The organism is Methyloversatilis sp. XJ19-49, assembly GCF_024580145.1.
In the GTDB taxonomy this organism is placed as follows: Bacteria; Pseudomonadota; Gammaproteobacteria; order Burkholderiales; family Rhodocyclaceae; genus Methyloversatilis.
The window spans coordinates 445,803-467,349 of record NZ_JANINI010000001.1 but is presented as its reverse complement, the minus strand read 5'-3'; the positions used below and the strand labels follow the sequence as shown (position 1 = coordinate 467,349).

Sequence of the window (21,547 nt, the reverse complement as noted above, 5' to 3'; positions counted from 1 at the left end):
GGCGGCCGTTTCCGTCGGCGATCCCCTGTGCAGGATGCGGAATCGGCAGGAAGGCAAGGATAGTGAGAAGAGCGCTTCATGGTGACTGAAGGCATGCAGACCGGCGTGTTCTCCGAAATGGCACTGCTGCTCGGCATGACCACGGCCGCCGGTGCGCTGGCCGTTCGTCTGCGCCAGCCGGTGCTGATCGCCTACATCGTGGTCGGCATACTGGCCGGGCCGGCGGCATTCGGCTTTGTCCAGGCGCATGACCAGATCGACCTGCTGGCGCAGATCGGCGTCGCGGTGCTGCTGTTCGTGGTCGGACTCAAGCTGGATCTTTCGCATGTCCGGCGCATCGGACCCGTTGCACTGGCAACCGGTCTGGGCCAGCTGTGCTTCACGATACTGTTCGGTTTCGTCCTGGTGCTGCTGCTCGGCCGGGGCGCGATGGAAGCGCTTTATGTCGCGGTAGCGCTGACCTTCTCCAGCACCATCATCATAGTCAAGCTGCTGTCCGACAAGCACGAGCTCGATTCGCTGCACGGACGCATCGCGGTCGGTTTCCTGATCGTGCAGGACATTGCCGTCGTGCTTGCCATGATGGCGATGAGTGCACTGCGCGGCGCGGGCGATGCGGGCGCCATGGAAGTCGTTCTGTCGCTGCTCGCGCGGGTGTCGGGCGCCGCGCTGCTCATCTTCGTGCTGATGCGCTACATCCTGCCGCCGCTGGTGCGCACCATGGCCCGCTCGCAGGAACTGCTGCTGCTGTTTGCGATTGCCTGGGGAACCGGCCTTGCCGCACTGGGCGAAGGGGCCGGCTTCTCGAAGGAAGCCGGCGCCTTCGTGGCGGGTTTTTCGCTGGCGTCGACCCCTTACCGTGAAGCCATGAGCGCCCGCCTGACCGGCGTGCGTGACTTCCTGCTGCTGTTCTTCTTCATCGATCTCGGCGCCCGACTCGATCTGTCGACGCTGAGTGATGAAGTCGTGCCGGCGATTGTGCTCAGCGCCTTCGTTCTGATCGGCAACCCGCTGATCGTGATGGCCATCATGGGGTATATGGGCTATCGCAAGCGCACGGGCTTTCTCGCCGGCCTGACCGTCGCGCAGATCAGCGAATTCTCCATCGTGTTCGTTGCCATGGGCATTACGCTGGGCCACATCGGCCGCGAGGCGCTGGGGCTGACGACGCTGGTCGGACTCGTCACCATTGCGCTGTCCACTTACATGATCATTCATTCACAGCCGCTGTTCGAGAGGCTGTCGCCCTGGCTGTCGATGTTCGAGCGCATGCATCCGCACCGCGAGGAGACGGTGGAGAGCGGGGTCGAGCGTTCCGGTGCGACCGACGTGATGGTGTTCGGGCTTGGGCGCTACGGCAAACGGCTCGCAATGCAGCTTGCCGACGCCGGCTTGACCGTGCGCGGCATCGATTTCGATCCGGAAGTTGTGATCGAGCTGCGCGGGCGCGGAGTGCAGGTGGATTTCGGCGATGCCCAGGATCCGCACTTCCTCGACAGCCTGCCGCTCGATATGGTCCAGTGGGCCATCAGTACCCTGCCTGACTTCGAGTCGAACCGCGAGTGGCTGGCGGCGCTGAGGTCGCGCAACTTTCCCGGTGAGGTGGCGATCGTGGCCCGTGATGATGTGCAGGGTGAGCAGCTCAAGCGCGCGGGTGCTCCGATCGTGCTGTATCCGTTCCGCAACGCGGTGGACTACGTTGTGGACCACCTGTTCGATCTGATACGCAAGAGGGAGGAGCGACATGAAGCCAATCCGTAACATTCTCGCGGCAACCGATCTGTCGGCGCCGGCCCGGGAGGCGCTTGCACGCGCATTTCAGCTCGCTTCGGAAACGGGCGCGCAGCTGACCCTGATGCATGCAGTGAGCATCGGCGTGATGGCGGCGTTGCATGAAATGCTCGGCACCGGCGCGCCGACGGTCGAACAGCGCATCGTCGATGATGCCTGCAAAACACTGCGTGAGCTCGCCGACGAACTGGGGCAGACGCACGGAGTATCCGCCGCAGTGCGCGTATTGACCGGTGCGGTCGTGCAGGAAATCGTTGACCAGACCGATCAGCTCGATGCCGATCTGCTGGTGGTGGGCGCGCGCGGTGAGGGTTTCATGCGCCACGTGATGCTGGGCTCAACGGCAGAGCGCATGCTCGGCGTGATGAAGAGGCCGGTGCTGGTGGTACGCCAGCAGCCTCATGCAGCGTACCGGCGCGTGCTCGTGCCGGTTGATTTCTCGATGGCGTCGGAGCCGTCGCTGCAGGCTGTTCGCGCATTCGCTCCGCACGCTGAGATCATATTGCTGCACGGCTTCGAACTGCCGTTCGAAGGCAAGCTGCGCTACGCAGGCATCGACGACGCGGCAATACATGCGCTGCGGATTGCCGAGCGCAGCTCGGCTTTCCAGCAGATGGAGGCACTGCAGGCAAGCGCCGGCATTGCCGACCAATCGCGCAGCATCGTTCGCCATGGTGATGCGTGCTCGCTGATCCGCGAGGTGCAGCAGCAGGAGCACTGCGATCTGATCGCGCTTGGCAAGCACGGTCGCAACCGCATCAAGGAAATGCTGCTGGGCAGCGTGACCCGACATGTACTGTCGGAGTCCGACTGCGACGTGCTGGTCGTCGGTGATTCGATCTCTGGGTGAGCGTCATTCGACACCGGGCGAGGCAGCGGCCCACTGACGAACGCGTGCTGCCATCCTTGCGATCCAGTAGAACACGCGAACCTCGCGTTCCGATCGGGCCGGGGCGGGTCAGAACCAGGCGTTCAGTGTGATGCTGCCGAAACGGCGCCAGTAGCCACTGCCGCCGCCCGGCGATCCGGCCTCGCTGTCGGAAATGCCGGCTGCGGCGCGCAGTTGCCAGCCGGGCCCAAGGTCGTAGGCGACCCAGCCTTCGAGCAGGTAGTTGCGACCGGACGCGCCGTTGCCGTCGCCATCGGTCTCGTCGTAGCGACCGAACGCAGCCTTGGCGTAATAGCTCCACGGGCGGACGTCGTCGTAGATCGACATGAAGGCCCGGTATTCGAGGTAGCGGTCCGGGTTGTAGTAACCGCGATTGGCACGGTTGACGTCCCACGGCCGGCTGTTTTCGAACCGGTTACCTTCGATGCCCAGCCGGATCTGCGGACGCGTCCACAGCGCGTAGTCGCCGCGCCAGGCGATGCGGGTGCGCTGGTTGTCGTCGTCGAATTCGAGCCGCGCGACGCTGCCGGCGAAGCTCCAGCGCGGCGCAGGCGTATAGGTCGCACCGATCGACACGTCGCGGAAACTCACTTCGTTGCGCAGTGCGCTGATGGTGTCGATGATGCCGCTGCCGGTTTCTGCGTCGATGCGCCACAGATCCGCGGGGACGTAGCGCAGGCGCGCTCGCCATACGGTGCTCTGCCAGCCGTCGTAATCGCGTCGGCCGAGCGTGAAGCTGGGCCACAGCGTGCCGCGGCTGCCTCGCACCTCGCCCAGACGCAATCCCCAGGTTGCGCTGATTTCGCTGCCGCTGACCGTGCGGCGCGGCGAACGTGTTCCGGTTTCGTAGCCGCTGATCTGCGGCAGACGCACGCCGACCTCGAACAGTTCTGTCGGCGAACGTCGCCAGCCGGCCAGCGCGAATGGCGTGACGATGCGCAACCGGTCGGCGTCGTCCGACCAGTCGATGCCGGCCGAAGCGTAGTGCTGCGTATCGCGCCGGATGCGGTAATCGCGCAGCCACAGTGCGCCTTCGTCGGTGATGTCGGCCAGCAGCGGCATCGCCTCGTCGGCGTATCCGGCCCAGTACAGTGCGCGCGCCCTGGCGACGTTCAGACCGGGATCCGCAGAGGTGCCCAGCCGGTCGAACTCACCAACTGCGGCGCGATGCCGACCTGAGAAGTTCTCCGCCTGCGCCAGACCGAGCTGTGCATCGGCGTCGTCCGGATCGGTCTGCAGCAGGGCGGCGTAGATCGCGCTCGCACCGGCCGGATCGTCCGACCACAGCAAGGCGCGCGCCAGGCCGCGTTGCGCCGTGCGGTCGTCCGGCCGGGCGGCGAGCAGCTTGCGCCACGCCTCGGCCGCACAGGGGTGACGGTCCAGCGCTGTGCAGGCCTGCGCGAGGCCGCGCCAGGTTTCAGGCAAGCCGATTCCTTCGGCGTGCGCTTCCGAGAACAGCGTACGGGCCCCTGCGGCATCGCCTGACCACAAGGTCTGCCAGGCCAGCGGCAGCAACCAGTCGGCACGCCGCTCCGGCGCCAGTTGAAGCGCCTGTCGCCAGGCGAGTGCCGACTCGGCGTTGCGGTCGGCATAACCCAGCACGCGCGCGACCTCCGCCGTGCGTGCTGCATCCGCGCGGTCGACCTGTGCCAGTCGTGCATAGATGTCGAGCGCACCGGCGTAGTCCTGCGCTTCGGTGCGCGAACGTGCCAGACCGAGCAGGGATTCGATCAGGCCGCGCCGGCTGTCGCTGACCGAGGCTGCATCGGACCAGCCATTCATCCGCTGCTGGAACAGCGCTGCGGCGCGTTCGAAGCGACCCGCCCAGAGCGACTGCCAGGCGAGTGAAGGGAGGATGTCAGCCTGCCGGGCGGGTGCCACGCGCAGGGCGCGTTCATACAGGTCGGCGGCGGCCTCGTTCCGGTCGGCAAATCCTTCGACCCTGGCAGCTTCGATGAGCAGATCGGTGTCTTCCGGAAACTGGCTCACCAGCCCGCGGTAGAGCTCGATCGCCGGTGCGTACTCGCGCGCGTCGACCAGCCTGCGCGCTTCCTCCCGCTGCGGGTGAGCGGCGACGGCGGGCTTTGCTGCGGTCAGCAAAAGCATCAGGGTCAGGGCGAGCGTCAGGGCAGGCAGTGCGCGCGTCATGGAGCGGGATGTTGCGGGCGAGTCGTATAACAAAAGTATCAGGCCTCGCGCCCGGTGCGCGGCGTGTTCCACGTGATCGACTGTCGCGCAGGCGCAACAAACAGGTGGTGCAGCGACATGCAGGTGGTGATCGCAAGGAAGGCCCAGTAAACAAGCGGATAGAACACGGCATACGGAAAGTAGCGCCAGATTCCACGGTCATACCGGTGGTCGATCAGCGTACCGAGGGCGAGCTGTATCAGGCACAGGGTAGCGATCGCCATGCCCCACAGATTGGGCAATGGGGAAGCGCCGACCGGCGGGAAGCCGATCGCCCACGACGCGATCCACAGGGCAGTCATCGCGACGAATACGATGGCCCAGCAGATCGACAGCACCGATTCGATCAACATCGGCCACATGCGGCGGTAACGCCAGTGCAGGATGACGTCGCGATGGCGGCGCAGCACCTGCATCAGGCCGCGTGCCCAGCGCAGCCGCTGCCGGAACAGCGCCCGGAAGTGCGTCGGCACGGTCATCCATACGATGGCGTGCGGCTCGTAGCGGATGTCGTGAAAGTGGCGCTGCAGCTTCCAGGTCAGTTCGATGTCTTCGGTCGGCATGTCGGGTGAAAAGCCGCCGACCGACTGCACGGCGCTCTTGCGGAAGGCGGCCACCACACCCGACACCGTCACGATGCGGCCCCAGATGCGCTGCGAGCGCCGCAGCAGGCTGACGATGGACGTGAATTCGATCGCCTGCAGCCGGCTCAGGAAGTTGTCGGCGTTGCGCACCCGCGGGTTGCCGGTGACCGCAGCGACGCGGGCACTCTGGAAGTGCGGGACCAGATGCCACAGGATGTCGGGCTCGGGCTCCGCATCGGCATCCATGATGAGCACGATGTCGCCGCGCAGCATCGGCAGCGCGTCGTTCAGCGCCATCGCCTTGCCCTCGTTGATGCGCTTGTCGATCAGGCGCACCCGGCCCGTCTGCACGAAGGGCAGCACCTGGCGCACCGTGCCGTCGCTGGAGCCGTCATTCACAACCACGATTTCGTAGTCCGGATAATCGACGGCGCACACCGCGACCAGCGAGCGCGCGATCACCGCATCTTCGTTGTGCGCCGGAATGAGGATGCTGACCGGGGGGGCGAAGCTGCGGTCGGGCGCCGCCGCTCCCGGCTCGTCACGTTCCCAGCGGAACACGAAGAACAGCGAGGTGGTGATCCACACCAGGCTGGAAATGATGGGGTAGGCAGCAAAGAAGAACAGCGCCACCGAATAGGTCCCGGTGTACTGAAAGCTGATCAGCAGGCCTTCAAGCGCTTGCATGACTGCGGGTCAGCCCTTGCCGAACAGTCGCGACACTCCTGGATCGACGCTGCGCGGCGCGAGACAGCGGTACAGCTTTCGGGAATCGACGATGCCGATCACGGTGATGGGCGCGGTGCGGAGCATGTCCCAGTCGGCCACCACCGGGCGCCCGGCCCAGTCGTGCAGGTATTCGGCCTTCGTGTCCGGCAACTGGCGCCGGGGGCCCTTGAGCTTGAAAATCGCCAGATTGTGCAGCACCCAGTACAGCGTCACCGCCGGGCTGATGATCAGTGTGGCAACGATCATCCAGGCCAGTACGCCGTAGTCAGGCAGGTCGCGACCGACCAGCAGCCAGGCCCAGCCGAACAGGAACCACCCAGCGGCGACGACGACGACATGCATCAGTCGCTGACCCGCGCCGCGCAGCGGCTCACGGCGCATCAGGCACGTCGCCGGGCGGCAACGGCAATCAGACCCAGCCCGCCCAGCAGCATCCACCAGGTCGCCGGCTCGGGTACCGGCAGCGGCTGTGTCAGGCTGAGCAGGTTTTCGGTCGGCACTAGCGTCCAGTCGGTGGCGCCCTCGCGCGACCAGCGCAGGTCGACGACACCGGCTTCCAGCCGGTTGTAGGCGCCAAGCTGGAAGCGGTACAGGCCGACGTCGAGCAGGATGTCCTGTTCGAAGCCGAGTCGGTCACGCGGGTTCACGCCGTCCTTGACCAGCGACAGCATCGCGCCATCAGCGCCGTACAGGTTGAAGAAGAAGCCGTCGTCATACAGTACGCCGAAGTTGTAGTGGCTCTTCTCCGTGATGCGGATGTAGCCGTCGAAGCGCGACAGCCAGTTGGTCTCTGACTCGCTCAGCGGCAGCGGCAATGTGCTGCCCCACTGGGACGAATACATGTCGTTGTAGAGCGCGTTGCCGAAATTCACCTGGCTCGCGATACCGGTCCAGCGCTCGATGACAGCGGACTGTCCGACCGGCTGGTCGATCAGCGCATGCCAGTCGGAGATGCCCCATATGCCGGTGCCCCATGCGAAGGTGGAGACCGGTTGCCCGCTGCCGAAAGTCTGCGTGGCTTCATCCCACAGCACGGTGCTGCCCTGCCAGTTGTCATCGATCTTGACGAACAGCGCATCCGAGCCGCCACCCGTGCCATAGCTTCCAGGCAGTGCAGGGGCCAGGTCGACGGCGAAGGCGGCAAGCGGTGCCGCCAAGGCCGTCGCCAGCAAGGTCGAAAGTGTGATTTTCATGATTGTGATGTCCGGATAGAGCGAAGTCCTGCAGCATCGGACGCATGCGTTACTGCGCCATGACTGCGTTTCAGAGCGATTATGTAATACAACCTAGGTTATGTGTCTGCCGACAGGCATGACACCTGTCACAGCCTTTTTCATGCAGGCCTCCGGGAATGCCAATTATTGTTACAACCGGCCTTCCGGCGCACCTTGAGGCGCACCAGGCCCCTGCATGCAGCGCATGCTCGCACACGCCGTCGGCATTGCACGTTGCGCCTGCCCGGTCCGTTCTGCGCCACAGCATCGCTGCCGCTATACTTCGCCGCGATTTGCGCGCGTCCGGCGCATCCAGGCACCGGGCCGGCTCACGTGTCGGTGCCGGTTTTTCATTCAATGAACAGTTACCGTCACGCCATGACCGCCGATAAGCCCCTGATCCGTCCGTTGCGGCCGTCTTTTTCTTCCGGACCGTGCGTGAAGCGCCCCGGCTGGACGCTGGCGGCGCTGGGCGACGCATTCATCGGCCGATCGCACCGCGCACCGCAGGGCCTGGCCAGGCTGAAAGCGGTCATCGACCTCAGCCGCGCTGTGCTCGGCGTGCCCGATGACTACCGTATTGCCATCGTGCCAGGCTCGGATACCGGGGCGGTCGAAATGGCGCTTTGGTCGCTGCTCGGCGAGCGCGACGTCGATTGTCTTGCCTGGGAGACCTTCGGTCACAGTTGGGTGATCGACGTCGACAGTGTGCTCAAACTGGCCGGTGCCCGCATTTTTGCAGCGCCGTTCGGCTGCCTGCCTGACCTGAGCGCCGTCAGCTGGACGCACGATGTGGTGTTTACCTGGAACGGCACGACGGGCGGTGTGCGCGTGCCGGACGGTGACTGGATCGCCGACGACCGCAGCGGCCTGTCGATCTGCGATGCCACGTCGGCCGCCTTCGCGATGGAATTGCCGTGGCCGAAACTCGACGTGACCACCTGGTCATGGCAGAAGGTGCTCGGCGGCGAGGCCGCGCACGGCATGATCGTGCTCAGCCCGCGCGCCGTTGAACGGCTCGAACGCCATGCACCTGCATGGCCGCTGCCGAAGCTGTTCCGAATGACCAACAAGGCGGGCCTGATCGAAGACCTGTTTGCCGGCAGCACGATCAATACGCCGTCGATGCTGTGTGTCGAGGACCAGATCGATGCGCTGCGCTGGGCGGTGTCCATCGGCGGTCTGCCCGGCCTGATTGCGCGCAGCATGGCCAGCTTCGACGTGCTCGCGCGCTGGATCGATCGCAGTCACTGGGCGGCCTTCCTGGCCGAGGACCCGGCGACCCGCTCGAATACTTCGGTCTGTCTGAAGATTGTCGATCCGTGGTTCACCGCGCAGCCACAGGCTACGCAGTGGGCGCGGGTGCGCCGCATGTGCGCGCTGCTCGAGCAGGAAGAGGCCGCCTTCGACGTTGCGGCCTACCGCGATGCGCCACCCGGCTTCCGCATCTGGTGCGGCGCCACCGTTGACGCCGCCGATGTCGTCGCCCTGACGCCCTGGCTGGATTGGGCCTATGAAACCGTGAAGCAGGAATCCTCCGAATGAACCGCGCCATCCTGTTCGACTGCGACAGCACGCTGTCGACGATTGAAGGCATCGACGTGCTGGCCGAACAGGCCGGCGTGGTCGATCAGGTCGTGCCGCTGACCACCGCGGCGATGGACGGCCGGCTGAAACTCGAAGACGCCTACGCGGCGCGGCTTGATCTGATACGGCCGGACGCTGCGGCCATCGAGGCGCTCGGCCAGCGCTACATCGATACGCGGGTGGCGGGTGCGTGCAAGGCGGTCGCCGCACTGCGTGCGCTGGGCTGGCAGGTGCATGTGGTCAGTGGCGGCATCCGGCAGGCGGTGCTGGCGCTGGCGCGCCACCTCGGCGTACCGGACGAGCGCGTGCATGCGGTCGACCTGCAGTTCGACGACGCCGGTGCCTATGCCGGCTTCGACCGCTCATCTCCGCTGGCGCGCAGCGGCGGCAAGGCCGAAGTGTGCAGGGCGGTGCTGGGCGAGGTGGACAGCGTCGTCATGGTGGGCGACGGCATCACCGATCTGGAAGCCGGCGACGCCGGTGCGACGGTAATCGGATTCGGCGGTGTCGTGCGGCGTGACATCGTGGCGCGTCGCGCGCATCACTTCATCGATCAGGCCGACCTGCGTGAAGTCGTCAAGCTGGTCGCCACGCCGGAAGAGTTCGACCGCGTCGACCTGCTGCTGCGCTGAGCGTCAGCGCGCTGCGCCGGTGCGGCGCAGCGGCCCGAAGCATTGCTTCACCTCCGGCGCCACACACACGATGTGCTGGTCGCCTTCGGGGTTGAACTTCACGTAAACGGTATAGAGCCGGTTCGTGTCGTCCTCCTTCGAGCCGGCGCAGTCGGTGCCGCCGTGGTCCTTCAGGATGGTTGCCTCCAGCTTGTAGAAGCCCGTGTCCGATCCCTTCGGATCGAATACATAGGCCATTTCGCTGCGCTCTTCGCCACTCTGCACCGAACCGCTGCCGTCCAGGCGGTACTCGTACGTTTCGCTGCACTGCGCCGGATCTGTCCAGCTCCATGCACCGGTGAGCTGCGGCACCGGCGATGCTGCGCGCTCGGCATCGGCCGGGACGGCCAGGGCGGTCTGCGCGGCAAGCAGGCCGAAGGACAGCAGGCAGACGAGCTTCAGGGAAGGTGAAGGCATGACGGACTCCGGTGCGGGGTGTGTGAGGGACGGGCTGGATGGCGCATTCTGGCAATGACCGCACATTCCGACACGGGCGCCGTGCCCGAGTTCGTGCGGAGCGGAACGATTTCTCGCGGCGCTGTCGAATTGCGCGGATATCTTTCCACACATGGCGCTGACTGCCCGCATCGGGCACCCCGCGAGCCCCGAAGGATGCACACATGGTTGACAGCGCAATCATCGCCCACCTCTTCAGCGTGGCGGCAGCCCTCTCGGGCTACCCGGCGATAGCCGAACCGGATCGACCGCTGCTGAGGCTGCTGACGCCCGCGGCGCTGGTCGAGGAAGTCTGCCCGGACGCGCCGTCGGACTGCGAGAAGCTGGTCGCGCTTTACGATCGCGAACGTCATCAGGTGCTGATGAGTTCCGATCTCGACCTGCAGGACGCGGCCGACAATTCCTTTCTGGTGCACGAGTTTGTCCATGTGCTCGAAGCGCGCCACACGGGCGCCGCGTATCAGCAGGACTGCGTCGCCACGCTGCGTTCCGAGCGCGAAGCCTACCGCGTGCAGAACATCTACCTGGATCGAGAAGGGCGCCCGGAACGGCATGGCGGCATGCTCGCCCACCGCGTCTGTTCTGCCGATCAGCCGGGGGGCAGCGGCACCATGAAGCTCGAAATGGCGCCCGCCGGCCCGCGCGACGAACAGGCGCTGGAAGCCTTCATGCAGGACCTGAACCGGCGCGACGCGTCACCGGCGCGACGCCGGTGACGGCCGACCGGCGGCGTTACAGCAGCACGCGCTCGATGCCGCCGTTGTTGGCCTGCTCGATGTAGCGCTCCGCCCAGTCGGCGCCGAGCAGGTGGCGCGCCATCTCGACCACGATGTAGTCGGCCTGCGTGCCGCTGTCGTTGTCGTAGCGTGACAGGCCCTGCAGGCAGGACGGGCAGGACGTCAGGATCTTCACGTCCCCCTTGAAACCGTCCGCGCGCTGCACGTCTGCACCCTTGCGCATCTCTTCTTCCTTGCGGAAGCGCACCTGGGTGGAAATGTCCGGCCGGCTGACCGCCAGCGTGCCGCTCTCGCCGCAGCAGCGGTCGTTCAGCGTCACCTTCGAACCGTCCGCCGTACCGATGAGCTGATTGACCACCTTCAGTGGCGCATGCGTCTTCATCGGCGTGTGGCAGGGGTCGTGATACATGTAGCGCACGCCTTCGACGCCTTCGAGCTTCAGGCCCTTTTCCATCAGGTATTCATGGATGTCGAGCAGCCGGCAGCCGGGGAAGATCTTGTCGAATTCGTACTTCTGCAACTGATCCATGCAGGTGCCGCAGGACACGATGACCGTCTTGATGTCGAGATAATTCAGCGTGTTGGCCACACGGTGGAACAGCACGCGATTCGACGTGCTGATCTGCTGGCCCTTTTCGGCTTCGCCGCCGGCGGTCTGCGGATAGCCGCAGCACAGATAGCCCGGCGGCAGCACGGTCTGCGCACCGACGTGGTAGAGCATGGCCTGTGTGGCCAGCCCGACCTGCGAAAACAGCCGCTCCGAACCGCAGCCCGGGAAGTAGAACACCGCTTCCTGCTCTTCCGACGCACGCTTCGGATTTCGGATGACCGGCACGATGGCCGCGTCCTCGATGTCGAGCAGCGCGCGCGAGGTGCGTTTCGGCAACTTGCCCGGCATCGGCTTGTTGATGAAGTGGATCACCTGCGCCTTGATCGGCGGTCGACCGAGTGTCGGCGGCGGATTCTTCGTCTGCCGGTCGATCAGGCCGAGCGCCTTGCCGACCGTGTGGCCGAGTCGCTGCGCCTTGTAGCCGACGCCCATCATCGCCACGCGCAGCGCCTTGATGGTGGCCGGATCGGTGGCGTTCAGGAAGGCCATCGACGCGGCCGTGCCCGGATTGAACTTGCGCTTGCCCTGCTTGCGCAAGGCGTTGCGCATGGCGATCGACACGTCGCCGAAGTCGATGTCGACCGGACAGGGATTGGCGCACTTGTGACACACGGTGCAGTGGTCGGCGACGTCGCTGAATTCGTCGAAGTGACGTAGCGACACGCCGCGCCGCGTCTGTTCCTCATACAGGAAGGCTTCGATCAGCAGCGAGGTGGCGAGAATCTTGTTGCGCGGCGAGTACAGCAGGTTGGCGCGCGGCACATGGGTCGAACACACCGGCTTGCACTTGCCGCAGCGCAGGCAGTCCTTGATCGACGTGGCGATCTGGCCGACGTCGCTCATTTCCATGATCAGCGATTCGGTGCCGAGCAGCGAGAATGACGGCGTGTAGGCGCGTGTGAGGTCGCCGCCGGGCAGCAGTTTGCCGGCGTTGAAATGGCCATCCGGATCGACGCGCCGCTTGTAGTCGATGAAGGGTGCCAGTTCGTCGTCGGTCAGGAATTCCAGCTTGGTGATGCCGATGCCGTGCTCGCCCGAAATGACGCCGCCGAGCGAACGCGCCAGCGCCATGATGCGGGCGACCGCCGCATTGGCTTCCTGCAGCATGTCGTAGTTGTCGGAATTCACCGGGATGTTGGTGTGCACATTGCCGTCGCCGGCATGCATGTGCAGCGCGACGAACACCCGGCTGCGCAGCACCGCTTTCTGCTCCGCCTCGATGCGTTCCAGGATGGGCCGGTACATCGCACCGTCGAAAATCTCTTCCAGCAGCGGCTTCAATTCGCGCTTCCACGACACGCGCACCGAATAGTCCTGCAGCCGGTGGAACAGCGTCGGCGACGCCGCCCGGTTGAGCAGCGGACCGACTTCGACGCCGAGCGAAAGAATGATCGCTTCGGCCCGCTCCAGCGGCATGTCGAGGTTGTCGCGCAGCCACTGCCAGCGTCCGCGCACCGCGGCCACCTGCTGCAGCGCCTGCGTGCGGCGGTCGCCGAGCAGCTGGTCGGCGTCGATGTTGGCATCACCCGCGTGCAGCGGCAGCTCGCCGCGCAGCAGCGTCACCAGCGCATCGCAGAAGCGCAGCTTGCTGGCGATCGACAGTTCGATGTTGATGCGTTCGATGCCGTCGCAGTAGTCACCCATGCGCGGCAGCGGAATCACGACGTCTTCGTTGATCTTGAACGCGTTGGTGTGGCGTGCGATGGCAGCGGTGCGAGCGCGGTCGAGCCAGAAGGTCTTGCGCGATTCGGCCGACACCGCGATGAAGCCTTCGGCACCACGCTGATTGCACAGGCGCACGACTTCCGACGCGGCGGCCATGACCGTCGTTTCGTCGTCGCCGACGATGTCGCCGATCAGCACCATCTTCGGCCGGCCGTGTCGGCGCGCCTTGGTCGCATAGCCGACCGCGCGCACGTAGCGCTCGTCCAGGTGTTCCAGGCCGGCGAGCAGCACGCGCGCCTTGCCGGCCTTGGGCAGGGCGTCGAGGTAATCCTTGATTTCGACGATCGCCGGCACCGCCTCGCGCACCTGACCGAAGAATTCCAGACAGACGGTGCGGGTGACCGGCGGCAGCTTGTGCAGGATCCAGCGCGCGCTGGTGATCAGGCCGTCGCACCCTTCCTTCTGCACACCGGGCAGGCCGGACAGGAATTTGTCGGTGACGTCCTTGCCCAGCCCTTCCTTGCGAAAGCGCGCGCCCGGCACTTCGAGCGTTTCGGCGTCGCCGCGCGGCGTTCTGCCGTCCGCCTCGAAGTGCTGGATGGCGAAGCGCACGCGCGCCGCGTCATGGATCTTCCCGAGGTTGTGATCGAGCCGCGTCACTTCGAGCGGAAAGCCATCGGCATCGACCATGCGCCAGCTCGCGAGGTTGTCGAGCGCGGTACCCCACAGAACGGCCTTCTTGCCGCCCGCATTGGTCGCGATGTTGCCGCCGATGCACGAGGCGTCGGCCGATGTCGGATCGCAGGCGAATACCAGTCCGGCGTGTTCCGCTGCGTCCATCACGCGTCGCGTGACCACGCCGGCGCCGGTGCGGATGGTGGCGTAGGGCGTAGCCAGACCGGGAAGTACGGTCGATTCGACCGCTCCGATATCGATCAGCTTTTCGGTGTTGATGACCGCCGACGTCGCGGTCAGCGGCACCGCGCTGCCGGTGTAGCCCGTGCCGCCGCCGCGCGGGATGATGGTCAGCCCGAGTTCGATGCAGCCACGTACCAGCGGCGCGATTTCATCTTCGGTATCCGGATACAGCACGACCATCGGATATTCGACCCGCCAGTCGGTGGCGTCGGTCACGTGCGACACGCGGGCCAGACCGTCGAAGGCGATGTTCGCTTCGCGCGTGTGGCGGCCGAGCACCTTGACGATGCGCCGGCGCAGTTCGCGCACGGTGGCGAAATGCGCCGCGAAGGCGTCCACTGCGGCGCGCGCGGCCACCAGCAACTCGCCCACCTTGCGATCGCGTTCCAGCGCTGCCGCATCACCGCTGCGCTGGCGGCGCTGTTCGATTTCGCCCAGTCGATGGTGCATTGCACCGACCAGCGCAGCCTGCCGCTTCGGATTGTCGAGCAGGTCGTCTTCGAGATACGGGTTGCGCTGCACGACCCAGATGTCGCCCAGCACCTCGTACAGCATGCGCGCGGAGCGGCCGGTCAGACGTTCGCCGCGCAGGCTGGCCAGGGTGTCCCACAGGGGCGCCCCCAGCAGCCGGATGACGATTTCGCGATCGGACAGCGAGGTGTAGTTGTACGGTATTTCGCGCAGTCGGGTAGGTTCGCGCGAAGCTTGCAAATCGATGAGCGCGGTGGCGGATTCCATCAACAAGCCGTGTAGAGGTTCGGGGAGGCATTATACGTCCGCCGGTTGTGCACTGCGCCAGACCGGAAACGATATGCGCCGATAACCGTCCACCGGCAGTCCGCATTCCTGCCCGGACAGAACTTTCGCCGGTCCGCCACATCACCTCCTGTTCAGGACGACTCTTGGATACGCTCACGCACGCCCTGTCCGGCGCACTGCTCGGACGCTTGATTGCCCGCCCGCCCGACCCGGCACATCGGGGGCCGAAACCGTGGCAGATGGTCGTCGCCGGCGCCGCGGCCGCGACCTTTCCCGATCTCGATTTCGTGCTCGGCTATGTGTCGGAGCTCACCTATCTGCGCGGCCATCGCGGTGTGACCCACTCCATCGTGCTGCTGCCGCTGTGGGGGCTGCTGATCGCCTGGCTGCTTGCGCGGGTGCCGAAAATGCGCGCGCCGGGCATCGACTGGCGGTCCTTCTACGCCGTGGTGTGTGCCGGCATCGGCATCCACATTCTGGGCGACCTGATCACGCAGTTCGGCACGATGATTCTGGCCCCCTTCTCCGACCGACGTTTCGGCTGGGGCACCACCTTCATCATCGATCTGCCGCTGACCGGGCTGCTGATTGCCGGTCTGGCCGCGAGCGCGCTGTGGCGGCGCAGCCGCGCACCGGCCGCATTCGGGCTGGTGGCGGTGTGCGCATGGATCGGCGTCGGCGCAGTCGGAAAGTCGGAAGCCATCGACGCCGCGCGGCGCCATGCTGCGGAGCAGGGCATCGCCGCGGTCGCGATCGACGCGATTCCCCGTCCGGCTTCGCCTTTCAACTGGACCGCGGTGATCGACGACGGCGAGCGCTTCCACATCGCACACATCAATACACGGCGCACTGAAACCCTGGAAGCCGGGCCGGACGACAACCTCATCCGTCGCTTCTCGTCGCATTACCGGCCGGTGGCGATGGCGCAGTGGCAGGTGCGCGAACGTTTCGGAAATGGCGGACAGGGCGAACTGCGGGAACAGGTGCGCGCCGTCTGGTCAGCGCCGGACTTCGCGGTCTTCCGCTGGTTTGCGATGTTTCCGGTGCTTGACAGTGTCGGTGGCTCAGCAGATGGCGCCTGCGTCAGCTTTCGCGACCTGCGCTTCGAGACACCCGGGCGCGACAGCCTGCCATTCCGCTATGGATTGTGCGAGAGCGGCTCCGGATGGGCGTTGGTTGAACGGACGCTGGCGGGCTGGCGCAGGTTGAGCGGTCGCTGAACGAAAAAAAGCCGGGCCGGCAGTCCGCAGACCACCGCCCCGGCTTCACTGTTCCCGGCAGCTCAGTACCTCACGGCAACCGTCAGCTGAATGGCACGTTCGGTGCCCGGCACGGCGAAGCCGCCGTTTTCGTACAGCGCCTCGTAATAGCGCTTGTTGAAGACGTTGAGCACGTTCAGACGAACATCGTAGCGCCGCTGTTCGTAGGCCAGCATCAGGTCGGCGCGCACGAAGCTCGGCGCTTGTGCGATGGCGACCGGGGCGGTGCCGCCGGTGCCGTAGGCAAGACGGTTGCCCTTGGCCTCGATGCCGCCGCCGACACGCCAGGCTGGGGTGATGCGGTAGGTGGTCCACAGATTGCCGGTATAGCGCGGTGTGTTGCGCGGGCGCAGGCCCAGGATGTTCGGGTTGTTCGCCGCGAACACTTCGTCGATTTCCGCCCGCATCAATGCAATGCCGCCAAACACGTCCCACTGCGGCGTGATGCGGCCGGCCGCCTCGATCTCGAAGCCGTCGGTGTGGCGCTCCTTCGACAGCACGGCGGTGTTCGCCTGTTCGAGGTCGGTGTTGCGTTCGTTGAACTTGGTGGCGCGGTACAGCGCGGTACGCAGCGACAGCGCACCGTCGAGCAGTTCCCACTTGGTGCCCAGTTCCACCGTGCGGCTGCGCTCGGCGTCATAGCGGATGCCGTTGTTCAGCTGGTACAGGTCGGCCGTCGGGTTGAACGAATCGCTCCACGCAAAGTAGTAGGTTTCGACATCGCTCGGCTGGAACAGCAGGCCGCTGCGATAGCTCCATTCGCTGTACTTCAGGTTGAAGGCGGTCGACGCCAGCGTCGTCGAATTCAACGTGTGGTAATCGGCGTCCATGTGGTCATGACGCAGTCCGAGCAACAGCTTCCAGTTCGGAATGAATTCGATCTGGTCCTGCGCATAGACGCCGATGGAGTCGCCTTCATAACCCGCAGGATTGAACCGGACGCGGTTGCCGTAGGCGGCCGGCACCGCCACATCCGGGTCGGGGTTGCCGACCGTCGTGGCAGGCGCGGTGACGTTGACCGAGGTGTAAGACCAGCGATTCGCCTTTTCGCGCAGCAGTTCGAGTCCGAGAAGGGCTTCGTGCTTCATGCCTGCCAGCTCGAACTTTGTCGTCAGGTCGCTCTGCAGCGTGTAGGTGTTTTCCTCTCCGCCGCGCGCCTGACGACCGCGGTTGATGACTGTGGCGTCGTTCAGTGTGGCGGTGGTCGTGCCGCCGGCGAGGCGTGGCGCAACGCCCCAAAGATCGCGCTTGTAGTCCGCGTAGCGGGCAACGGTGCGCAGTTCGGTGTCGGACGAAAAACGGTGCGTCCAGATGCCGGTGGTGATGTTGGTGTCGTTCTGCTCGTAATCGGACGACGTGCCGTAGAAGCGGCTGGCCGAAACATCGAGTGGCGAGCGGGTGACCTGCGAGCGGGTGAGGGTGCCCGGACGGGCGACGAAAGGTACGCCGTAGTCGGGCACGTTCTTCGTCGTGTAGTAGAGGTGACCGATCGAGAATTCGTTGGCGGTGCCGATACCCCAGCGCAGCGTCGGCGCGATGCCTTCGCGGTCCGATTCGACGCCATTGCGCGAGCTTTCGGCATCGGTCTTCATCGCGCTGATGCGAAATGCCATGTTTTCACCGAGCACCTTGTTCACATCCGCCGTGACACGACCGTACTCGTAGCTGCCGACTGTGGCCGACACTTCGGTGCGATCGACCAGCCCCGGCTGCTTGCTGACGCGGTTGATGACGCCGCCGGCCTGACCGCGGCCGAACAGCATCGCGGCCGAGCCGCGCAGCACATCGATCTGCTCGACGTGAAACACTTCGCGGTTGTACTGGGCGACGTCGCGGATGCCGTCCAGATAGAGGTCGCCGAAGGAATAGAAGCCGCGCAGCATGATGTTGTCGCCGATGCGGCCGCCTTCGCCCGAATTGAAGGTGAGGCCGGCCACATGGCGCAGCGCGTTCTTCATCGTGTCGGAGTTGCTGTCCAGCATGAGCTGTTCGGTCACGGTGGTGATCGCCTGCGGAATGTCCTTGGACAGCTGATTCGTCCTGGCCGAGCGGACGATGCCCGACTGGTATCCGTTGTTTGGCGAATTCGGGCGTTCACGCGTGTCGCTTACCTGAACTTCTGGCAGTACGGGGGTCGTCTGTTGTGCCTGGGCGACATTGCCGGTCGACAGCGCCATCAGCATGGCGGCCGCCAGCGACAGCGGCTGCTGCGGGGGAGTGCGGGTCATCTGAGTCAGTCCTGGAGTGAAGTTGTCGGGACTGGCTTGCAGAGGGGCTGGCTGGTCCGCGGTCTGTCCGGTGAAAACACCCGGCAGCGACGCGGAGCGGACTATAATCGAGAATGATTCTTGTTACAATTAGCGTTGTAATCATCTGGTGCGTGAGCGCAACACTTCACCGATCGGCGTCGGCGGCGCGGCCGCCATCCATCCGGGTCTCCCGTTTGCGTCATTCGCCAGGGGGCGCCCGAAACGCGCCAGAATGGTGCGCTTCGCCGCACACTGTGCAACCTGCGCATGTCGTCTGCGCCCGGATCCGGATGCCCTGAATGACCCTGCCTGAGAATGAACTGCGCCTGAGCGATGCCGAGACCGGCGCGCCGATGGTGGTGATCGGTCTGGACGACCGTGCCGGACTGCCGGATCTGCAGACGCGCCTGCGCGAGCTGGGCTTCATGGAGGGAGAACCGGTGTGCGTGCTGCGCCGGGGGCAACCGGGGGGCGAGCCGCTGGCCGTGCGCATCGGCGCATCGACCTTTGCACTGCGCCGCATCGAAGCCGCCTGCGTACGCGTCGCCGCCAGGCACGGTGCGTGATGAGCGCACTGCCCATCGACAGTAGCCGCCTGGCACCGCCCATGCTGGCGCTGGTGGGAAATCCGAATTGCGGCAAGACGGCGCTGTTCAATCTGCTGACCGGCAGTCACCAGAAGGTGGCCAATTACGCCGGCGTCACGGTCGAGCGCAAGGAAGGCTGGCTGCGTACGCCGGCCGGCAGACGCCTGGCGGTGCTCGACCTGCCCGGCACCTACAGCCTGGCGCCGAATTCACCGGATGAACAGGTGACCTGCGATGTGCTCGCCGGCCGGCTGCCGGGTGAGCGTCGCCCCGATCTGGTGCTGGCGGTGGTCGATGCGACCCAGCTGGCGCGCCAGCTCCGGCTCGTGCTGGGCCTGCGACGGCTCGGTCTGCCGCTGGTCGTCGTGCTCAACATGACCGACATCGCACGGGCGCGCGGTGTCGATGTCGATGTCGAGGCGCTGTCGCGCGCACTTGGCGTCCCGGTCGTATCGACCGTCGCGGTACGCGGCGGCGGTGCCGATGCGCTGTTCAGCTTGCTCGATGCGGCGCTGCCTTCGGCGCCGCCCGCAGCCTCCGCCGGCAGCGTGGCTGATGACTACCGGCAGGTGAAGGACATCCTGACGACGCTGGGCCTCGATCGCGTGCCGGCGCACGCCTTCACCGATCGCGCCGACCGTGTGCTGCTGCATCCACTGGTCGGTCCGCTGCTGCTGTTCGCGCTGCTGTTCCTGATCTTCCAGGCCGTGTTCGCGTGGGCCGAAGCGCCGATGGGCTGGATCGAATCGGCCACGGCACTCCTCGGCGATGCCGTCGGCCGTGTGCTGCCGGACGGCCTGCTGCGCAGCCTGCTGGCCGACGGACTGATTGCCGGACTGGGCGGCGTGCTGGTGTTCCTGCCGCAGATCGTCATCCTGTTCTTCTTCATCCTGGTGCTGGAGGAGTCCGGCTACCTGCCGCGCGCCGCCTTCCTGCTCGATCGGCTGATGGGCGGTGTCGGCTTGTCCGGGCGAGCCTTCATTCCGTTGCTGTCGAGCTTTGCCTGCGCCATTCCCGGCATCATGGCCACGCGCACCATCCAGAATCCGCGTGACCGCTGGGTGACCATCATGATTGCGCCGCTGATGACCTGCTCCGCCCGGCTGCCGGTGTATGCGCTGCTGATCGGCGCCTTCATTCCGGCGCGCCGCGTGGCCGGCGGACTCGAACTGCAGGGGCTGGTGCTGTTCGCGCTCTATCTCGCGGGCATCGTGTCGGCCGTGTTGGTGGCCTGGCTGCTCAAGCGGCTTGGCTCGAAAGACCGGCAGCACACGCTGCTGATGGAACTGCCGGACTACCACTGGCCGTCGCTGCGCAATCTGGCGATCGGCCTGTGGCAGCGCGTGCTCATATTCCTGCAGCGGGTTGGCGGCATCATTCTCGCGCTCACCGTGCTGCTGTGGTTTCTGGCCAGCTTTCCGGGCGCGCCGGCTGACTTCGCAGGTGCGCCGATCGAATACAGCTTCGCGGGCCGGCTCGGCCATTTCCTGCTGCCGCTGTTCGAGCCGATCGGCTTCAACTGGCAGATCGCGGTGGCGCTGGTGCCCGGCATGGCGGCGCGTGAAGTCGCCGTCAGTGCGCTCGGCACCGTCTATGCGCTGTCGGCCACGGCCGACGATACCGCGCAGGCCCTGGTGCCGTTGATCGTCGCCGGCTGGAGTCTGCCGACCGCGCTGTCGCTGCTCGCCTGGTATGTGTTCGCGCCGCAGTGCCTGTCCACGCTCGCCACGGTACGGCGCGAAACCGGCGGCTGGAGCGCGCCGCTCCTGATGGCCGGCTATCTGTTCGCGCTGGCGTATGCGGCCTCGTTCGTCACCTACCGCATCGCGCTGGCCTGCTGCCCATGATCCTTTCCGTGACCGATCTGCTGGCGCTGGTGATCGTCGGTCTGGCCGCGTGGAAGGTGATGCGCGTCGCCCGGGCGCGGCTGAGTCCGCCTGCCGAGTCGGAAAGCAATCCGGATGCAGACTCGGCCGGCGATGGAGGAGATGACGGCTGCCATGGCTGCCGTCAGTGCCCGGGGCGCGCGTCACGCCGCTGAGTGCGCGTCAGGCGGCCGGCTCGGCCATCAGCAGCGGGCGTGAGGTCTGCGGGTCGATCCAGACGCGGCAATCGAGTCCGAAGGCGTCCGCCAGCGCGGCCGACTGCAGCACTTCGAACGGCGCACCGTCGGCCCGGATGCGGCCGTCGGCCAGCAATACCAGACGGTCGGCATAACGGGCGGCGAAATTGAGGTCGTGCACGATGGCCAGCACGCCGGTCATGCGGCTGTGCGCGCGATCGCGCGCGCAGGCCAGCACGCGGTGCTGCCAGGCGATGTCCAGGGCGGCGACCGGTTCATCGAGCAGCAGGAAATGTTCGCCGGGCGTGCCGCGCCAGATCTGTGCCAGTGCGCGCGCCAGATGCACGCGCGCCTGCTCGCCGCCGGACAATGTGCTGCACAGCCGATCGGCCATCACCTCGCAGCCGGTCAGCGCCATCGCGGCACGCGCGATGGCGCGGTCGTCGGCACCCGGCCGGCCGCCGTGATGCGGGAAGCGGCCGAGGGCGACCACCTGCTGCGCGGTGTAGTCGAGATCGCTGCGCTGGTGCTGGGCGTGCACCGCGCGCAGCGTGGCCAGCTCGGCTGCAGGAATGTGGCGCAACGGGCGCCCG

At 66.0% G+C, this 21,547-nt stretch carries 17 protein-coding genes; 9 read left to right on the top strand and 8 right to left on the bottom strand.

Annotation, left to right across the window (positions count from 1 at the left end; all coding sequences use genetic code 11):
• The first annotated feature begins 78 nt into the window (after positions 1-78).
• Positions 79-1,761 carry a cation:proton antiporter gene (locus NMQ16_RS02140; RefSeq protein WP_257078830.1) on the top strand — a complete coding sequence of 561 codons (1,683 nt, stop codon included), beginning with the start codon at positions 79-81 and terminating at the stop codon, positions 1,759-1,761.
• Positions 1,745-2,641, top strand: a complete 897-nt coding sequence (locus tag NMQ16_RS02135; RefSeq protein ID WP_257078829.1) for a universal stress protein — start codon at positions 1,745-1,747, stop codon at positions 2,639-2,641. The genes NMQ16_RS02140 and NMQ16_RS02135 overlap by 17 nt, the downstream gene beginning before the upstream one ends.
• Before the next feature lie 108 nt (positions 2,642-2,749).
• Here NMQ16_RS02135 and NMQ16_RS02130 read toward each other — a convergent pair whose 3' ends face one another.
• The 4 genes from NMQ16_RS02130 to NMQ16_RS02115 are packed head-to-tail and all read right to left on the bottom strand — an operon-like array spanning position 2,750 to position 7,373.
• Positions 2,750-4,828 (bottom strand): tetratricopeptide repeat protein, encoded by a 2,079-nt coding sequence (locus NMQ16_RS02130; protein WP_257078828.1) that lies wholly within the window; start codon positions 4,826-4,828, stop codon positions 2,750-2,752.
• A 38-nt stretch (positions 4,829-4,866) separates the two neighbouring features.
• Positions 4,867-6,138, bottom strand: coding sequence for a glycosyltransferase (locus NMQ16_RS02125; protein ID WP_257078827.1), 1,272 nt, complete (start codon positions 6,136-6,138; stop codon positions 4,867-4,869).
• A 9-nt stretch (positions 6,139-6,147) separates the two neighbouring features.
• The gene (locus tag NMQ16_RS02120; protein WP_257078826.1) at positions 6,148-6,561 is read right to left on the bottom strand and encodes a hypothetical protein; all 414 of its coding nucleotides are present in this window, start codon (positions 6,559-6,561) and stop codon (positions 6,148-6,150) included.
• Positions 6,561-7,373, bottom strand: a complete 813-nt coding sequence (locus tag NMQ16_RS02115) for a PEPxxWA-CTERM sorting domain-containing protein (RefSeq protein WP_257078825.1) — start codon at positions 7,371-7,373, stop codon at positions 6,561-6,563. The genes NMQ16_RS02120 and NMQ16_RS02115 overlap by 1 nt, the downstream gene beginning before the upstream one ends.
• 378 nt (positions 7,374-7,751) lie before the next feature.
• On the opposite strand from NMQ16_RS02115, the gene NMQ16_RS02110 reads away from it, so the two are divergent.
• Together NMQ16_RS02110 and NMQ16_RS02105 are read left to right on the top strand one after the other, a co-directional pair.
• Positions 7,752-8,939 (top strand): phosphoserine transaminase, encoded by a 1,188-nt coding sequence (locus NMQ16_RS02110; RefSeq protein ID WP_257078824.1) that lies wholly within the window; start codon positions 7,752-7,754, stop codon positions 8,937-8,939.
• Positions 8,936-9,613 carry an HAD-IB family phosphatase gene (locus tag NMQ16_RS02105; protein WP_257078823.1) on the top strand — a complete coding sequence of 226 codons (678 nt, stop codon included), beginning with the start codon at positions 8,936-8,938 and terminating at the stop codon, positions 9,611-9,613. Before NMQ16_RS02110 ends, NMQ16_RS02105 begins: the two co-directional genes overlap by 4 nt.
• Before the next feature lie 3 nt (positions 9,614-9,616).
• Here the strand turns inward: NMQ16_RS02105 and NMQ16_RS02100 are convergent, their stop codons facing one another.
• Positions 9,617-10,069: a hypothetical protein gene (locus NMQ16_RS02100; RefSeq protein ID WP_257078822.1), complete on the bottom strand. Its 453-nt coding sequence runs from the start codon at positions 10,067-10,069 to the stop codon at positions 9,617-9,619.
• Between the two features lie 203 nt (positions 10,070-10,272).
• On the opposite strand from NMQ16_RS02100, the gene NMQ16_RS02095 reads away from it, so the two are divergent.
• Complete coding sequence (locus NMQ16_RS02095; protein WP_257078821.1) at positions 10,273-10,824, top strand: hypothetical protein; 552 nt, start codon at positions 10,273-10,275, stop codon at positions 10,822-10,824.
• A 16-nt stretch (positions 10,825-10,840) separates the two neighbouring features.
• On the opposite strand, the gene NMQ16_RS02090 is transcribed toward NMQ16_RS02095, so the two are convergent.
• A complete protein-coding gene (locus NMQ16_RS02090; RefSeq protein WP_257078820.1) occupies positions 10,841-14,776 on the bottom strand; it encodes an FAD/FMN-binding oxidoreductase in 3,936 nt (1,311 codons plus the stop codon).
• A 164-nt stretch (positions 14,777-14,940) separates the two neighbouring features.
• Between NMQ16_RS02090 and NMQ16_RS02085 the strand changes: the two genes are divergently transcribed.
• A complete protein-coding gene (locus tag NMQ16_RS02085; protein WP_257078819.1) occupies positions 14,941-16,017 on the top strand; it encodes a metal-dependent hydrolase in 1,077 nt (358 codons plus the stop codon).
• A 62-nt stretch (positions 16,018-16,079) separates the two neighbouring features.
• On the opposite strand, the gene NMQ16_RS02080 is transcribed toward NMQ16_RS02085, so the two are convergent.
• Positions 16,080-18,284 carry a TonB-dependent siderophore receptor gene (locus tag NMQ16_RS02080; RefSeq protein ID WP_257078818.1) on the bottom strand — a complete coding sequence of 735 codons (2,205 nt, stop codon included), beginning with the start codon at positions 18,282-18,284 and terminating at the stop codon, positions 16,080-16,082.
• 320 nt (positions 18,285-18,604) lie between these two features.
• Between NMQ16_RS02080 and NMQ16_RS02075 the strand changes: the two genes are divergently transcribed.
• Genes NMQ16_RS02075 through NMQ16_RS02065 form a run of 3 tightly spaced genes read left to right on the top strand, consistent with a single transcriptional unit; the run spans position 18,605 to position 20,933 of the window.
• On the top strand, positions 18,605-18,871 hold the full coding sequence (locus NMQ16_RS02075; RefSeq protein ID WP_257078817.1) for a FeoA family protein: 267 nt from the start codon (positions 18,605-18,607) through the stop codon (positions 18,869-18,871).
• Entirely contained in the window at positions 18,871-20,739 is a 1,869-nt protein-coding gene (locus NMQ16_RS02070; RefSeq protein ID WP_257078816.1) for a ferrous iron transporter B, read from the top strand. The genes NMQ16_RS02075 and NMQ16_RS02070 overlap by 1 nt, the downstream gene beginning before the upstream one ends.
• Positions 20,736-20,933: a hypothetical protein gene (locus tag NMQ16_RS02065; RefSeq protein WP_257078815.1), complete on the top strand. Its 198-nt coding sequence runs from the start codon at positions 20,736-20,738 to the stop codon at positions 20,931-20,933. The genes NMQ16_RS02070 and NMQ16_RS02065 overlap by 4 nt, the downstream gene beginning before the upstream one ends.
• A gap of 7 nt (positions 20,934-20,940) precedes the next feature.
• On the opposite strand, the gene NMQ16_RS02060 is transcribed toward NMQ16_RS02065, so the two are convergent.
• Positions 20,941-21,547: ATP-binding cassette domain-containing protein (locus tag NMQ16_RS02060; protein WP_257078814.1), on the bottom strand; the 607-nt coding region annotated here is incomplete at its 5' end.